The sequence below is a fragment of the Streptomyces krungchingensis genome, assembly GCF_054729265.1.
Genome location: NZ_JBPUKY010000001.1, coordinates 6662749 through 6676639, shown reverse-complemented (window position 1 = coordinate 6676639; position 13891 = coordinate 6662749). Strand labels below are relative to the sequence as shown.

Sequence of the window (13891 nt, the reverse complement as noted above, 5' to 3'; positions counted from 1 at the left end):
CCCCTTCCGCACGCTACTGACTGTCCGGATCGAGGGGGTTGTCGGGAATTCCGTCGGTCGGTGTCCCCGTCGGCGTGGTCGGCCTCGTGGTCGTCGGCTCGGTCGTCGTCGGCTCGTCCGTCGGAGACGGCGGACTGCTGCTCGTCGGCGGCTCCGTGGTCGGCTCCTCGGTGGTCGGAGTCGACGACGGCGTACTGGACGGCGTCTGGGTGCGGGTGGGCAGATCGGTCGGCTCCACAGCCGCGCCCGACGTGGTGTCGAGGTCGAACTTGGTGACCTTGCCGTCCAGCGCGTCGAAGGTGTACGCCGCCCAGATCTGCGCCGGGAAGCCACCGCCGTTGACGCGGCCGCCCTCGGCGACGAGGCCGGTGGCGCCCTTCATGGAGACGTGCTTGCCCGCATCGGCGGTACCGACCGCGCCCTCACCGAACAGGCCGACCGAGGTGACCAGGTCCGGCGTGTAGCCGGTGAACCAGGCCGACTTGTTGTTGTCGGACGTACCCGTCTTGCCGGCGACCTGCTGGCCGCCGCGGGACGGGTTGTCCCGCACGGACGTCCTGGCCGTACCGTCGTCGACCACGCCGGTCAGCACCGAGGTGACGGTGTCGGCCGCCTCCTCGCTGATGACCGGGTCGCCGATCGGGTCGGGGAAGTCGACCGAACGGTCCTTGTGCTCGGCCTTGGCGACGATGGCCGGGGTGACCTTCTTGCCGTGGTTGTCGAGCGTGGCGTAGACGCCGGCCATCTCCAGCGGGCTCGCGCCCATGGAGCCGAGGGTCTGGGCGGGCACCGCGTCGAGACCCTTGGTGTCCATGCCGAGCTTGTCCGCGACCTTCAGGACCTCGTCCATGCCGACGTCGACGCCCATCTGCGCGAAGACGGAGTTGATGGACTTGTTCATCGCGGTCTGCACGGTGACGTCGCCGTAGCTGTGCTCGTCCTCGTTCGGCGGGGCGAAGCCGATGTCGCTGCCGACCACGGGCCGGCGGTTCGTGCCGTCGTAGACCGTGTTCGCCGTGATGGGCCTGTCGCGCTGCGTCTTGGCCTCCTCCTCCAGGGCGGCGGCGAAGATCAGCGGCTTGAAGGTCGAGGCGACCTGGTAGTCCCGGCGCGTGGCGTTGTTGTAGTAGTGCTTGAAGTAGTCCTTGCCGCCGTACATCGCGAGGACCCTGCCGTTCTTCGGGTCGACGGAGACGGCACCGGCCTGGATGTTGCCGTCGACCTTGCGCTTCTTCGGGTCCAGCTTGCTGGTGAGCTGCGCCTTGACGGTCTTCTCCAGCAGGGCCTGCTTCTTCTTGTCGATGTTGAGCGTGATGGTCCAGCCGCCGGCCTCCACCATCGCCTGGGCCTGGTCCAGGTCGGAGGCCGTGCCGTCGCTGACGAGCTGCTTGGCCAGTTCGTTCTCTGCGGACTTGACCAGGTAGCCGGTCTGGCCCTCCATGCCCGGGGCGCCCTGGGGGTCCTTCGGCACGGGGAACTTCAGCCCTTGGCGCTCGCCGGAGTCCAGCCAGCCCTGCTCGACCATGTTGTCGAGGGTGTAGTTCCAGCGGGCGGTGACCAGCTTCTTGCCGGTGGCCGTCGCGACGCCCCAGTCGTACTGGCTCGGGGCCTGGAGCAGCGAGGCGAGGTAGGCGCCCTGCGCGACGTTCAGCTCGCTCGCGTCGACGCGGTAGTACGCCTGCGCCGCGGCCTGGATGCCGTAGGCGTTGCGGCCGTAGTAGCTGGTGTTGATGTAGCCCGCGAGGATGTCGTCCTTGGACTTCTGGCGGTCCACCTTCAGGGAGATGACCAGTTCCTTCAGCTTGCGCGTGACGGTCTGGTCCTGGTTCAGGTAGTAGTTCTTCACGTACTGCTGGGTGATCGTCGAGCCGCCCTGCTTGCCCTTGCCCGACAGGGTGTTGATCAGACCGCGGGCCGTGCCCTTGAGGTCGACGCCGGAGTCCTTGTAGAAGGACTTGTTCTCGGCGGCGACGAAGGTCTTCTGGACGCTCTTCGGCACCTTGGACAGGTCCACGACCTCACGGTTGACCTTGCCCGTGCGGGCGAGGACGTCGCCGTTGCGGTACTTGTAGATGTTGCTCTGCAGCCGTGCGGCCGCGTTGCCCTTGGGGACGTCGACGACCATGTAGAGCACGATGAAGGCGCCCATGCCGAGCAGGCAGAGGCCGAAGAACGTCCCGGTGATCGTCTTCCAGTTGACGAACCGGCGTATGCCGCTGCGTCGGCTCTTTCCCCCGGCCGGCGCGCCCGCGGCGCCCGCTCCGGACGAGCGCTTGGGCGCCGCGCGGCGGCCCCGTGCCTGCCGCGCTCGTCTCTCTTCCGCTCGTCCCATGGGTCGATCCGCTCCGCTTCACTCTCGTGTGGCACACAGGTTCGTCGCTCAGGTCAGCTCAGAAAGCTAACACCGCGCGCTATGACAAAGGGCCGCCGATCCGGTCTTTTCCGGACGTGACAATCAGCACGCCGGGCGCTCCCTCCCCAACGAAATCGACGAGCGGGAGGGGTGGAAGGTTGCCGAGCGATTTAAAGTGTTATCAGTTAGCTAGAAGGAAGCTATGCCGTACGGCCCGGCGGCAGTGCACGGCGCGGTCGGCATGGCCGAGGCGGCGATCGCCCGGATCACCGTGGGCGTACCTCCCATGCCCTTCAGGCAGTGCGGGGACATCGTGGAGCTGGATTCGGAGCGGAAGGCGGCGATGGTGTCGAACCTGATGGTGGTGCCGTGCGGGGACCGCGTGGCGCAGCCGGTCCTGAACACCGGGACCCTCCACCGGTGACGACTCCCTCCGAGGGGGCGTCCCCTCAGCGTCGGCCGCAGCAGCGCAAGCAGGTGCTGCTGCGGCTGGACCCGTTGGTGTACGAGGCGCTCGCACGCTGGGCCGGGGACGAACTGCGGTCCGCCAACGCGCAGATCGAGTTCCTGCTGCGGAAGGCGCTGGCCGAGGCGGGACGCCTGCCCGGCGGGACCGGGCCGCTGCCCCGGCGGGGACGGCCGCCGGCGGAACCCGAGGGCCACCCCCACCAGGAACGACCGCCGGCGGAACCCGGAACGTAGGGCGTCGCCCGTCACCGGTGACAGAACCGTGACAATCACCCCTCACCTGCATCGCGGTACGCGCCGCCATGATCTACACACTGGGCGTATACATACGGCGTATACACCGTGTGTAGAGTGCTCGCATGTCCATCGGTCACACCCTCCTGGGGCTCCTGGAGTCCGGGCCGCGTCACGGCTACGACCTGAAGCGGGCCTTCGACGAGAAGTTCGGTCACGACCGGCCGCTGCACTACGGCCAGGTCTATTCGACGATGTCCCGGCTACTGAAGAACGGACTCGTCGAAGTCGACGGGATCGAGCCGGGCGGCGGGCCCGAGCGCAAGCGGTACGCCATCACCGACGCCGGCATCACCGACGTGCAGCAGTGGCTCGCGACGCCGGAGAAGCCCGAGCCCTATCTCCAGTCGACCCTCTACACGAAGGTCGTGCTCGCGCTCCTCACGCACCGCAACGCCGCCGAGATCCTCGACACGCAGCGCTCCGAGCACCTGCGCATGATGCGCATCCTGACCGACCGCAAGCGCAAGGGCGACCTCGCCGACCAGCTGATCTGCGACCACGCCCTCTTCCACCTGGAGGCCGACCTGCGGTGGCTGGAGCTCACCGCCGCGCGCCTCGACAAGCTCGCCGAGGCGGTGACGACCCGATGACTCCCCCACCCGGTTCCCTGCTCACCGCCTCGGACCTGCGCAAGGCGTACGGGCCGACGACCGCCCTGGACGGCGCCGAGTTCTCCATCCACCCCGGCGAGGTCGTCGCCGTCATGGGCCCGTCCGGCTCCGGCAAGTCCACGCTGCTGCACTGCCTCGCCGGGATCGTGACACCCGACTCCGGGTCGATCACGTACAACGGCCGCGAGATGGCCACGATGAACGACGCGCAGCGCAGCGCCCTGCGCCGCAGCGACTTCGGCTTCGTCTTCCAGTTCGGCCAGCTCGTACCGGAGTTGACCTGCGTCGAGAACGTCGCCCTGCCGCTCCGGCTGAACGGGACGGGCCGCAAGGAGGCCGAGCGCGCCGCCCTCACATGGATGGAACAGCTGGAGGTCGACGACCTCGAGGGCAAGCGCCCCGGCGAGGTCTCCGGCGGTCAGGGACAGCGCGTCGCCGTCGCCCGTTCGCTGGTCACCAACCCGCGCGTGCTGTTCGCGGACGAGCCGACCGGCGCGCTCGACTCCCTCAACGGCGAACGCGTGATGCAGCTCCTCACCGACGCCGCACGCTCGACCAACGCCGCCGTCGTGCTCGTCACGCACGAGGCGCGGGTGGCCGCGTACTCGGACCGCGAGATCGTCGTGCGCGACGGCAAGTCCCGGGACATGGAGCGGATCGTATGAGTGTCCGTCCCTCTGCCGGGACCGGCCCGGCCGGGGCTCCGCCCGGCCCCTCGCCCGTCGCCGCGCCCGCCGGGGAACCGCGTGTCCCGCGCGGCCTGCGGCAGTGGTCCCGTGACCTCGCCATGGGCGCCAGGTTCGCGGTGACCGGTGGCCGCGAGGCCTGGGTGCGCGTGCTGCTCACCGCCGTCGGCGTCGGCCTCGGCGTGGCCCTGCTGCTGCTCACCACGGCCATACCGAGCGCCCTGGGCTCCCGCCACGACCGGGAACAGAGCCGCAACGACATGACGTACCGCTCGGACGTCCTGAAGAAGTCGGACCGCACGCTGCTCGTCGCGACCGCCGGCACCACCTTCCACGACAAGGACGTACGCGGACGGGTGCTGCGGCCCGAGGGCCCCCGGGCGCCGCTGCCGCCCGGGCTGAAGGAGTTCCCCGCGGCCGGCGACATGGTCGTCTCGCCCGCCCTGGACCGGCTGCTCAAGTCCCCGGACGGCAAACTGCTCCGCGAGCGCCTGAACTACCGCATCACCGGCACGATCGCCGACAGCGGCCTCGTCGACCCGCACGAGCTCGCCTACTACGCGGGCTCCGACAGCCTGAAGGCGACCTCGCAGACGACCGGCCGGATCGAACGCATCGACTCGTTCGGGGCCGACAACCCGTCCGAGGCCATGGACCCCGTCCTGCTGCTGCTCGTCCTGATCGTCTTCGTGGTGCTCCTGATGCCGGTCGGCGTCTTCATCGCGGCGGCCGTACGGTTCGGCGGCGAGCGGCGCGACCGCAGGCTCGCGGCGCTCCGGCTGGTCGGCGCGGACGGGCGGATGACCCGGCGGATCGCGGCGGGCGAGGCGCTGGCCGGCGCCCTGGTCGGGCTGGTGCTCGGCGCCGGGTTCTTCCTGATCGGACGCCAGCTCGCCGGAATGATGGAGGTCTTCCGGGTCAGTGTGTTCCCCGGTGACCTCAATCCGGCGCCCGGCCTGGTGGCACTGGTCGCCGTCGCCGTCCCGGCCGCCGCCGTCGCCGTGACGCTGTTCGCGCTGCGCGGGGTCGTCATCGAGCCGCTGGGCGTGGTCCGTACGGCCCGGCCTTCGCGACGCCGGCTCTGGTGGCGGCTGCTGCTGCCGCTCGGCGGTCTCGCCCTCCTCTACCCGATGATCGGGCAGGGACGCGACAACGGAGACTTCAACCAGTACCTCGTCATCGGCGGCGTCATGCTGCTGCTGGTCGGCATCACCGCCCTGCTCCCCTGGGTCGTCGAGGCGGTCGTCGCCCGGCTGAACTCCGGCGGTGTCGCCTGGCAACTGGCGATCCGCAGGCTCCAGTTGAGCAGCGGCACCGCGGCCCGCATGGTCAACGGCATCGCGGTGGCGGTGGCCGGCGCGATCGCCCTGCAGATGCTGTTCGCCGGCGTCGACAGCGACTACACCAAGGTCAGCAAGAACGACCTCACCCGCGCCCAGATGTCCATGGGGGTGCCCGACGGCCTCCCGGCGAGCGAGGTCGCCCGGCGGCTCTCCGCGACCGAGGGCGTCCGGCACACCGTCGCCCTCGCCAACAGCCAGGTCGGCGACGGCAGGAACGAGCCGGAGCGCCAGGCGTCCGTGACCGTCGGCGACTGCGCCGCCCTGCGCGAGGTCGCCCGGCTGCCCTCCTGCAAGGACGGCGACGTCTTCGCCGTGCCGAACGCCCGGTGGGACGAGTACACCGAGCAGCTGGACAAGGCCGGCACCAAGCTCTACATCGACCCGTCCTACGGCAGCGACAACAAGGGCAGGGAGATCGCCTGGACGGTACCCGAGGGGGTCCGGGAGGCGGCCGCGCGCAAGGACCCGCAGGGCGACGAGCGCGGGGGCTTCCTGTTCACCCCGGCCGCGCTGCCCGAGAAGGCGGAGCCGGCCCTGTACGGGACCGTCTTCATCGCGCTCGACGAGTCGGTGCCGGACGTACGGGAACTCGTCCGCAACACCGCGGCGGAGATCGACCCGCTCGCCGATCCCTTCACCTGGAGCGAGTCGACCCAGTCGAAGCGGTTCACGTCCATCCGCACCGGCCTGTTCGTCGGCGCGACCTGCGTCCTCGTGCTCATCGGGGCGAGCCTGCTGGTCTCCCAGCTGGAGCAGCTGCGCGAGCGCAAGAAGCTGCTGTCGTCGCTGGTCGCCTTCGGCACCCGGCGCCGCACGCTGAGCCTGTCCGTGCTGTGGCAGACCGCGATCCCCATCGCGCTGGGCCTGGCGCTGGCGTCGGTCGTCGGCCTGACGCTCGGCACGGTGCTGCTCAAGATGACCAGCACGCCGGTCGGCGTGGACTGGGCGAGCGTGCTGTCGATGACGGGCATCGGCGCGGCGGTCGTGGTGCTGGTGACGGCACTCAGTCTGCCGCCGCTCATCCGTCTGATGCGGCCGGACGGGCTGCGCACGGAGTAGCCGGACGGCGCCGCGCGCGGGCGGCCCTTCCCCACCGGGGAGGGCCGCCCTTCGGCGTTCAGAGCCCGTACTCCCGCACCACGCGCCGGGTCTGGGCGAAGAGCATGCCGACGTTCACCGACTTACGGCAGACGACCACGGCGACCACGTCCTGCTGCTCGCTCATGCGCACGAACAGGTGCGTGAGGTTGTCGCTGTTCACCAGGATCTCCTGGAAGAAGTGCTGGTCGCTCTCGCTGCCGCGGCGTTCCTTGAAGACGTCCTCGATCATCTGCACCGTGCGCCCCTGGAACAGGTCGAGGGTCGCGCCCGCGAGCAGGTCCAGCACCTCGGGCGGGTGGTTGTCGACGGTCTCGTACGACAGCAGCATCCCGGTCGCCATGTCGACGACGCCCGAGGCGACGCAGTCCGGTGCGTCGGTACGCAGTGCCTTGACCAGGCCCATGACCTGGTCGGAGAAGCCCGATGTCATCCGCTTGCTCGCCATCCTCTCAAACTCCTTCGGTAGCGGTCAGGATCGAACCGATGCGTCCCAGGGCCGGCCGGGTCTCCTCGTGCAGACGCTCGATGTCGATGCCCTCGTCGCCGAGCACGACCATCAGCGCCGTGTCGCCGACGGCGTAGAAGGCCGCGCAGCCCTGACTTCCGTACGTCACCGTCTGCCGGAAGGTGCCGCGGCCCGTCGCCTCGGCGGCGCGCCGGGCGATGCCCAGGCCCGCCGCGGCGATCGCGGCGAGCCCCTCCGGGTCGATGGTGGCGGCGGTGTCCGCCGCGATGAGCATTCCGTCCGCGGCTGCCACGGCCGTGTCGGTGATTCCGGTGACCTGCTCCCGCAGGCCTCTCATTTCCATCGCCAGTGCCTCGTGATTCATGTGCCGAACTCCCTGACAGCTGATCGCATTTGCTTGTTCTCGCGCTGACGAACGCGCGTCCACTACGCAGTTCTCCGGGAATGTCAGGTACCGGAATCCGGGGTCCAGATCCGGTTGCGCAGACGGAAGAACCCTTTCCAGCTCCCCCCGGCCGTTTCCGGGGCGAGAGTCTCGGTGATGCCGCTCGCCCCTGGTTTTCGCCGGGGCAGCGACGGCGCGTGGGGGGAAGGGGGGCCGCCCGGTGGTCCGGGCTCGCCCGCGGTGTGTTCGACCCCGGCCGACGGCTCGGACCCGGCCGGCTCCTCGGGTCCCGGCGCCGCGGTCCCGGGCTGCCCGGGCCCGGCCTGATCGGCGGGGGCGCCCCCGGATTCGGGCCACTCGGACTCGGGCCAACGGATCTCGGGCCATCCGGCGTCGGCCCACCGGGCGTAGGGCCACTCCGCGTCGGCCGGGTCGGCCCCGGCACGCCCGGTGTCGGCCTGTTCGGGCTCGGCGGGCCCGGGAGACACGGGAGGGGTGCTTCCGTCCTCGGACCGCCCGGCGTCGACGAGTTCGGGAAGGGTGCTCCCCTCCTGGGACCGCCCGGCGTCGACGGGCTCGGGAAGGGTGCCGCCGGCCTCGGGCGACTCGGCGTCCGCAGCCTCGGGAACCGTGCTGCCCTCCTGGGACCGCCCGGCGTCGACGGACTCGGGAAGGGTGCCGCCGGCCTCGGGCGACTCGGCGTCCGCAGCCTCGGGAAGCGTGCTGCCCTCCTGGGACCGCCCGGCGTCGACGGGCTCGCCTCCACCGCTGCCGGCCTCGGACCGCTCGGCGCCCGCGGACCCGGCACCGGTGCTCCCGGCGTCGGGCCGATCGGCATCGGACCGATCGGCATCGGACCGATCGGCATCGGCAGGCTCCTCACCGCCGCGCCCGGCCGCCGGCCGCTCGGTACCGGGGGGCTCGGCCTCGGCGGTCCCACCCTCGGCGGGACCACCGACGGAGGGCCCGGCGTCAGGGGGCCCGGCGTCGGAGGGACCCGCGCCGCCGACGTGCTCCGCGCCGCCGGACTCCGCGGCGCCGGACTCCGCGCCGCTCGGCTCCGCGTCGGCGGGCTCGGCGCCCGTGCCGCCCTCGTCGGCGGGCTCGTCCGCCCCGGTCTGCTCGGCGTAAGTGCGCCCGGGTGTCTCCTCCGGCGGCGGGCGGTGGCCCGGCGTGCCGGTGGCCGGCGGGGTCCGGGCGGCTATCGGTCCGGTGACCGGAATGCTGATCGGGGCGACGGCCCCGGAGTCCCCGGCGAGTTCCAGCAGGCCGTCGCCGAGCATGCGGGCCATCGCGACGGTGACGGTGTAGACACCGAGGCCGGTCGCGAAGGCGATGTCACGTGCGGTCCGCCGCCCGTCGGCGTGGGCCAGCAGCTCCCGCTGGAGCCCGGGGAGACCGGCTTCGGCACCGTCGGCGGCCGGGGTGGGCACCGGCCGTTCGCGCTCGGGCCGCACGGGGCACGGCAGGGCGGCGACGGCGGCCAGTTTCCGTGTCGCGTCCTGGAGCAGCCTCGCGGGCTGTTCCCCCACCGCGACCGGAGCGAGCGGCTCGCCGGCGTCGAGCGGGGCGCAGCCGTCGACCCGTCCGGCGACGACCGCGAAGGCCGCGTCCTGCGTGGCCATCACACAGACGACCCTGAGCTGCGCGGCCCCCGCGTACCCGTGGGCGATCAGCCCGGCCTGCGGCCAGCGCGGGCCCTCGTTCTCCCGGAGCAGCTCCGCCCACTGGTCGCCGCTGACGCGCCCGGTCCGCAGCAGTCTGGCCTCCGGCCCGGGTGCGCCGGGGCTCTCGACGGCGACGACGAGTCCGTCCCGCAGATGGAAGGCACCCCCGGGCCTGCCGGACACCCGCAGTCTCCCCGTCGCCCGCGAGTCCTGGCACTCGGTGAGGGCGTGCGACAGCAGGTCGAATCCGACCCGGCCAAGGGAATCCCGAATGCCCGACATCACTCCCCTTGGAGATTCCGGCACTTCTCGAACTTCGCACAGATGCCTGATGCATCACGCTGAAGTGGAATGTGTATCAGTCCGGGGGCATATCTCAGCGAGAGTCGCACTACCTGACGGAAGTTGAAATATCCCGTCTCTCAATAGCCTTCATCGGTCGTCCGGTTGACCGACTCTGCACCGCCGTCAGGCGTCCGCGCCCAATACTCGGACGGGCAGCGGGCACAGCGCCTCGCGCAGTGCCGCGGCGAGTTCCTCGTACTCCGTGCTCCGTGCGGCGCCCGCACGCATGGCGAGGGCGATACGACGGGTCGGCGCCGGATCGGCGAAGTATCCGGTGAGCAGCTGATTGCTGCGGGTCGTCTCGACCTTGACGGCGGTGCGTGGCAGCAGCGTGACGCCGAGACCGCCGGCGACGAGCTGGACGAGCGTGGAGAGTCCGGCGGCGGTGGTGGTGACGGGAGCGTCGGCGCGGCCCGCCTCACGGCAGATGTCGAGGGCCTGGTCGCGCAGGCAGTGACCCTCGTCCAGCAGCAGGAGGTTGAGTTCGCGCAGCGCTTCGCGGGGGATGCCCTCTCTGCCGCCCAGCCAGTGGTCCAGCGGGGTGACCAGCACGAAGTCCTCGTCGAACAACGGGAGTTCGACCACTCCGGGCACCCCGAGCGGCACGGCGAGCAGCAGCAGGTCGAGCCGGCCGACCGCGAGGCCCTCCAGCAGGCTCGCGGTCTGCTCCTCGTGGACCTGGAGGTCGAGGTCGGGGTAGCGGTCGTGGACGAGCCTGAGGACGGTGGGCAGGAGGTAGGGCGCGACGGTGGGGATGACGCCGAGACGCAGGGCCCCGGTGAACGGCGCCCGCACCGCCTCCGCCTCCTCCAGCAGGGCCCCGACCTCGTCGAGCACGGCCTTCGCCCGTACGGCGAGGCGCTCACCGGCGGGCGAGAGGAGCACCTTGCGCGTCGTACGCTCCAGCAGCGTCACACCGAGGGTCTCCTCCAGCACCGAGACCGCGCCGGACAGGGCGGGCTGGCTCATGCCGATCGCGGCGGCGGCATCACGGAAGTGCAGGTGCTCGGCCACGGCGGCGAAGGCGCGCAGCTGGGCGAGACTGGGCTGACGGCGCCCGTTCCCCTTGGGGCCCGCCTTGCCGATGGGGCTCGCCATGCCCGTACCTCTTCACTCGTAGTCACTGATAGCTGTTGCCGATCAACTTGACCGAGTGTAGCTATTTCCGCAATCAATGCAGCCTGTGCCAACATCAGCTTCGTCCAACCCATGGGAAACGCCCTCAAAAGGGGTTTTTCCTCGCTGCAAGGAGAGCGTGTGCTCACTGTCGGTGACAAGTTCCCCGAGTTCGATCTGACTGCCTGTGTCTCGCTGGAGAAGGGCAAGGAGTTCGAGCAGATCAACCACAAGACCTACGAGGGCCAGTGGAAGATCATCTTTGCGTGGCCCAAGGACTTCACCTTCGTGTGCCCGACCGAGATCGCGGCCTTCGGCAAGCTGAACGACGAGTTCGCCGACCGTGACGCCCAGGTCCTCGGCTTCTCCGGCGACTCCGAGTTCGTGCACCACGCCTGGCGCAAGGACCACGACGACCTGCGCGACCTGCCCTTCCCGATGATGGCCGACTCGAAGCACGAGCTCATGCGTGACCTCGGCATCGAGGGCGAGGACGGCTTCGCCAAGCGTGCCGTGTTCATCGTCGACCAGAACAACGAGATCCAGTTCTCCATGGTGACCGCCGGTTCCGTCGGCCGTAACCCCAAGGAGGTCCTGCGGGTCCTGGACGCCCTGCAGACCGACGAGCTGTGCCCGTGCAACTGGACCAAGGGCGAGAACACCCTCGACCCGGTCGCGCTGCTGGCCGGTGAGTGACCTTTCATGGCCCTCGACGAACTGAAGTCCGCCCTGCCGGACTACGCCAAGGACCTGCGCCTGAACCTGGGCTCGGTCATCGGCAACAGCGACCTTCCGCAGCAGCAGCTGTGGGGCACCGTGCTCGCCTGCGCCATCGCGTCGCGGTCTCCGCGCGTGCTGCGTGAGCTGGAGCCGGAGGCGAAGGCCCAGCTGTCGCCGGAGGCGTACACGGCCGCCAAGGCCGCGGCCGCCGTCATGGCGATGAACAACGTCTTCTACCGGACGCGGCATCTGCTCTCCGACCCGGAGTACGGGACGCTGCGGGCCGGGCTGCGGATGAACGTCATCGGCAACCCCGGTGTCGAGAAGGTCGACTTCGAGCTCTGGTCGCTCGCCGTGTCCGCCGTGAACGGGTGCGGGCAGTGCCTCGACTCGCACGAGCAGGTGCTCCGCAAGGCCGGTGTCGACCGGGAGACGATCCAGGAAGCGTTCAAGATCGCTGCGGTGGTTCAGGCCGTCGGTACGACGCTGGACGCCGAGGCGGTCCTCGCCGGCTGACCCTCCGGGTCCCCCCTTCGCCCCGTCCACCGTCCCCGGTGGGCGGGGCGAGGTGTTTTCGCCCCCGCCGCCCCTACCCGTCCCTTGTCCCTGGTGGCTCCGCCCCCAGACCCCCGCATCGGCCTGACGGCCTCGTCCTCAATCGCCGGACGGGCTCAAATCTCCCCCACCGCACGCACAGCGGCTCCCGGGCGAAGCGGGCGAAGCGGGCGAACTTCCCTCGCCCCAGGCCGGACGAGGCCGTTCAGGCCGATGGCTCGGTGTGCGCGGGGATCCGCTACGGCGTCGGGGAGCTCGTGGCGGCCGCGTCCGCCGCGGTGGCGCCCCGCGGCTCCGGGGCATGGCGGCGGGACGCCTCCTGGGCGTACGAACGCAGGTACACCACCACGGTGTTGGTGACCGCGACGAGCGGCACCGCGACCACCGCTCCGCCGATCCCGGCCACCATGCCGCCCGCGGCCACGGACAGCACCACGGCGAGCGGATGCACCCGTACCGCCCGGCCGAGGATGAACGGCTGGAGGATGTGCCCCTCGATCTGCTGCACGGCGAGCACGACGACCAGCGTCATGACGGCGGTGAAGACGCCCTGCGTCACCAGCGCCACGACGACCGCCAGCGCACCGGAGATCACCGCGCCCACGAGCGGGATGAACGCGCCGAGGAAGATGAACACGGCGAGCGGCACGGCCATCGGCACGTCGAGGAAGTAGATGCCGAGGCCGATGAAGATGGCGTCGATCAGCGCGACGATCACCGTGCCGCGGACGTACGCCGTCAGGGTGCGCCACGCGCGCGGGCCCGCTCCCGCGACGCCGGGCCGGGCGGCGGCCGGGACGAGCTTGAGCGTCCACTGCCAGATGCGCTTGCCGTCGTAGAGGAGGAAGAGGGTCGAGAACATCGTCAGGAGGATGCCGGTGAGGGCCTCGACGATGACCGTCACGCCTTCGAGGCCCGCCGAGGTGATCTGGTCGGTGTTCGCGCCGACCGCCTCGCGCAGGTTCTTCGCGATCTCGTTGATCTGCTTGTCCGTCACATGGAACGGGCTGTTGAGGAGCCACTTGCGCAACTCGTCGATGCCGTCCTGGATCTGGTCGGAGAGGTTGTCGATGTTCTCCTGGACCTGCCAGACCACGAACCAGCCGACCAGCCCCATGATGACGAAGCCGAGGATCGCGGTGAGCGCGGTGGCCAGTCCGCGCGGCACCCCGACGCGCTTGAGGCGGGCCACGGTCGGCTGGAGCAGCGCGGTGATGAGCAGCGCCGCCACGAAGGCCAGGACCACGAGCTGTACCGCGCTGATGACCCGCATCAGCACCCAGACGGTCCCCGCGAGCACGAGCAGCCGCCAGCCGGCCTCGGCCGCGACACGCACCCCCCACGGTACGGCCAGCGCCGGGTCGGGACGTCCGGCCGTCACGGGACCGTGCGCGGCAGGCGCGGGTGCGGACGTGACGGTGGTGTCGCCGCCGGCGGAGCGGTGCCCGGCGCCGTCGGCGGGGTGGTCCTCAGGGGCGGTCACCGCGTCGTCGCCGGTCGCGGCCCCGGCGGTCCCGGATCCGGGCCGCGCGTCCTCGGGGGCTCTTCTCACATGCGGGACTTCCGGTCCGTCCTCCGTGGACAGGGAGCCCTGGGACTCCTTCTCCACTTCGGCGCGGCGTTCGTCCAACCGCTCCCCCAGCTCGGACAGTCCGGCGCCCAGCCGGCCGAGCCACCCTGGCACTCGCGACATGATCCGTCCTCTTCCCCCGTTGCGCCCCACCACTCCCCCCTGGAGTCGTCGGCTCCGACCGTACATGGCCGAAGCCCCTCCCCCT

Annotated in this window: 12 protein-coding genes and 1 pseudogene; 7 read left to right on the top strand and 6 right to left on the bottom strand. The window is 70.9% G+C overall.

Going from position 1 to position 13891, the window contains the following annotated elements; translation table 11 throughout:
• Positions 1-13 precede the first annotated feature (13 nt).
• Positions 14-2332 carry a transglycosylase domain-containing protein gene (locus ACSYGO_RS29465; protein ID WP_426680124.1) on the bottom strand — a complete coding sequence of 773 codons (2319 nt, stop codon included), beginning with the start codon at positions 2330-2332 and terminating at the stop codon, positions 14-16.
• A gap of 244 nt (positions 2333-2576) precedes the next feature.
• Between ACSYGO_RS29465 and ACSYGO_RS29460 the strand changes: the two are divergent.
• The 5 genes and pseudogenes from ACSYGO_RS29460 to ACSYGO_RS29440 form a co-directional block, all read left to right on the top strand.
• A pseudogene (locus ACSYGO_RS29460) lies at positions 2577-2777 on the top strand (hypothetical protein); the annotation flags it as partial.
• Positions 2774-3055 (top strand): type II toxin-antitoxin system antitoxin, encoded by a 282-nt coding sequence (locus tag ACSYGO_RS29455; protein WP_426680125.1) that lies wholly within the window; start codon positions 2774-2776, stop codon positions 3053-3055. The pseudogene ACSYGO_RS29460 and the gene ACSYGO_RS29455, both read left to right, overlap by 4 nt.
• A 125-nt stretch (positions 3056-3180) precedes the next feature.
• Positions 3181-3708 (top strand): PadR family transcriptional regulator, encoded by a 528-nt coding sequence (locus tag ACSYGO_RS29450; protein ID WP_095936386.1) that lies wholly within the window; start codon positions 3181-3183, stop codon positions 3706-3708.
• Positions 3705-4394 carry an ABC transporter ATP-binding protein gene (locus ACSYGO_RS29445; protein ID WP_426680126.1) on the top strand — a complete coding sequence of 230 codons (690 nt, stop codon included), beginning with the start codon at positions 3705-3707 and terminating at the stop codon, positions 4392-4394. Before ACSYGO_RS29450 ends, ACSYGO_RS29445 begins: the two co-directional genes overlap by 4 nt.
• Before the next feature lie 122 nt (positions 4395-4516).
• A complete protein-coding gene (locus tag ACSYGO_RS29440; RefSeq protein ID WP_460389778.1) occupies positions 4517-6817 on the top strand; it encodes an ABC transporter permease in 2301 nt (766 codons plus the stop codon).
• Positions 6818-6875: 58 nt separating this feature from the next.
• On the opposite strand, the gene ACSYGO_RS29435 is transcribed toward ACSYGO_RS29440, so the two are convergent.
• From ACSYGO_RS29435 to ACSYGO_RS29420, 4 genes are all read right to left on the bottom strand, one after another.
• Complete coding sequence (locus tag ACSYGO_RS29435; protein ID WP_095936383.1) at positions 6876-7304, bottom strand: hypothetical protein; 429 nt, start codon at positions 7302-7304, stop codon at positions 6876-6878.
• A gap of 4 nt (positions 7305-7308) precedes the next feature.
• Positions 7309-7689, bottom strand: coding sequence for a roadblock/LC7 domain-containing protein (locus tag ACSYGO_RS29430; RefSeq protein ID WP_426680127.1), 381 nt, complete (start codon positions 7687-7689; stop codon positions 7309-7311).
• A gap of 83 nt (positions 7690-7772) precedes the next feature.
• Positions 7773-9659, bottom strand: coding sequence for a DNA polymerase III subunit gamma/tau domain-containing protein (locus ACSYGO_RS29425; protein ID WP_460388253.1), 1887 nt, complete (start codon positions 9657-9659; stop codon positions 7773-7775).
• A 186-nt stretch (positions 9660-9845) separates the two neighbouring features.
• Entirely contained in the window at positions 9846-10820 is a 975-nt protein-coding gene (locus ACSYGO_RS29420; RefSeq protein WP_426680129.1) for a LysR substrate-binding domain-containing protein, read from the bottom strand.
• Positions 10821-10979: 159 nt separating this feature from the next.
• Between ACSYGO_RS29420 and ACSYGO_RS29415 the strand changes: the two genes are divergently transcribed.
• Together ACSYGO_RS29415 and ACSYGO_RS29410 are read left to right on the top strand one after the other, a co-directional pair.
• A complete protein-coding gene (locus ACSYGO_RS29415) occupies positions 10980-11534 on the top strand; it encodes a peroxiredoxin (protein WP_426680130.1) in 555 nt (184 codons plus the stop codon).
• 6 nt (positions 11535-11540) lie between these two features.
• Positions 11541-12074, top strand: coding sequence for an alkyl hydroperoxide reductase (locus tag ACSYGO_RS29410; protein WP_426680131.1), 534 nt, complete (start codon positions 11541-11543; stop codon positions 12072-12074).
• Between the two features lie 277 nt (positions 12075-12351).
• Here ACSYGO_RS29410 and ACSYGO_RS29405 read toward each other — a convergent pair whose 3' ends face one another.
• Positions 12352-13806 carry an AI-2E family transporter gene (locus ACSYGO_RS29405; RefSeq protein WP_432188531.1) on the bottom strand — a complete coding sequence of 485 codons (1455 nt, stop codon included), beginning with the start codon at positions 13804-13806 and terminating at the stop codon, positions 12352-12354.
• Between the last annotated feature and the right edge of the window lie 85 nt (positions 13807-13891).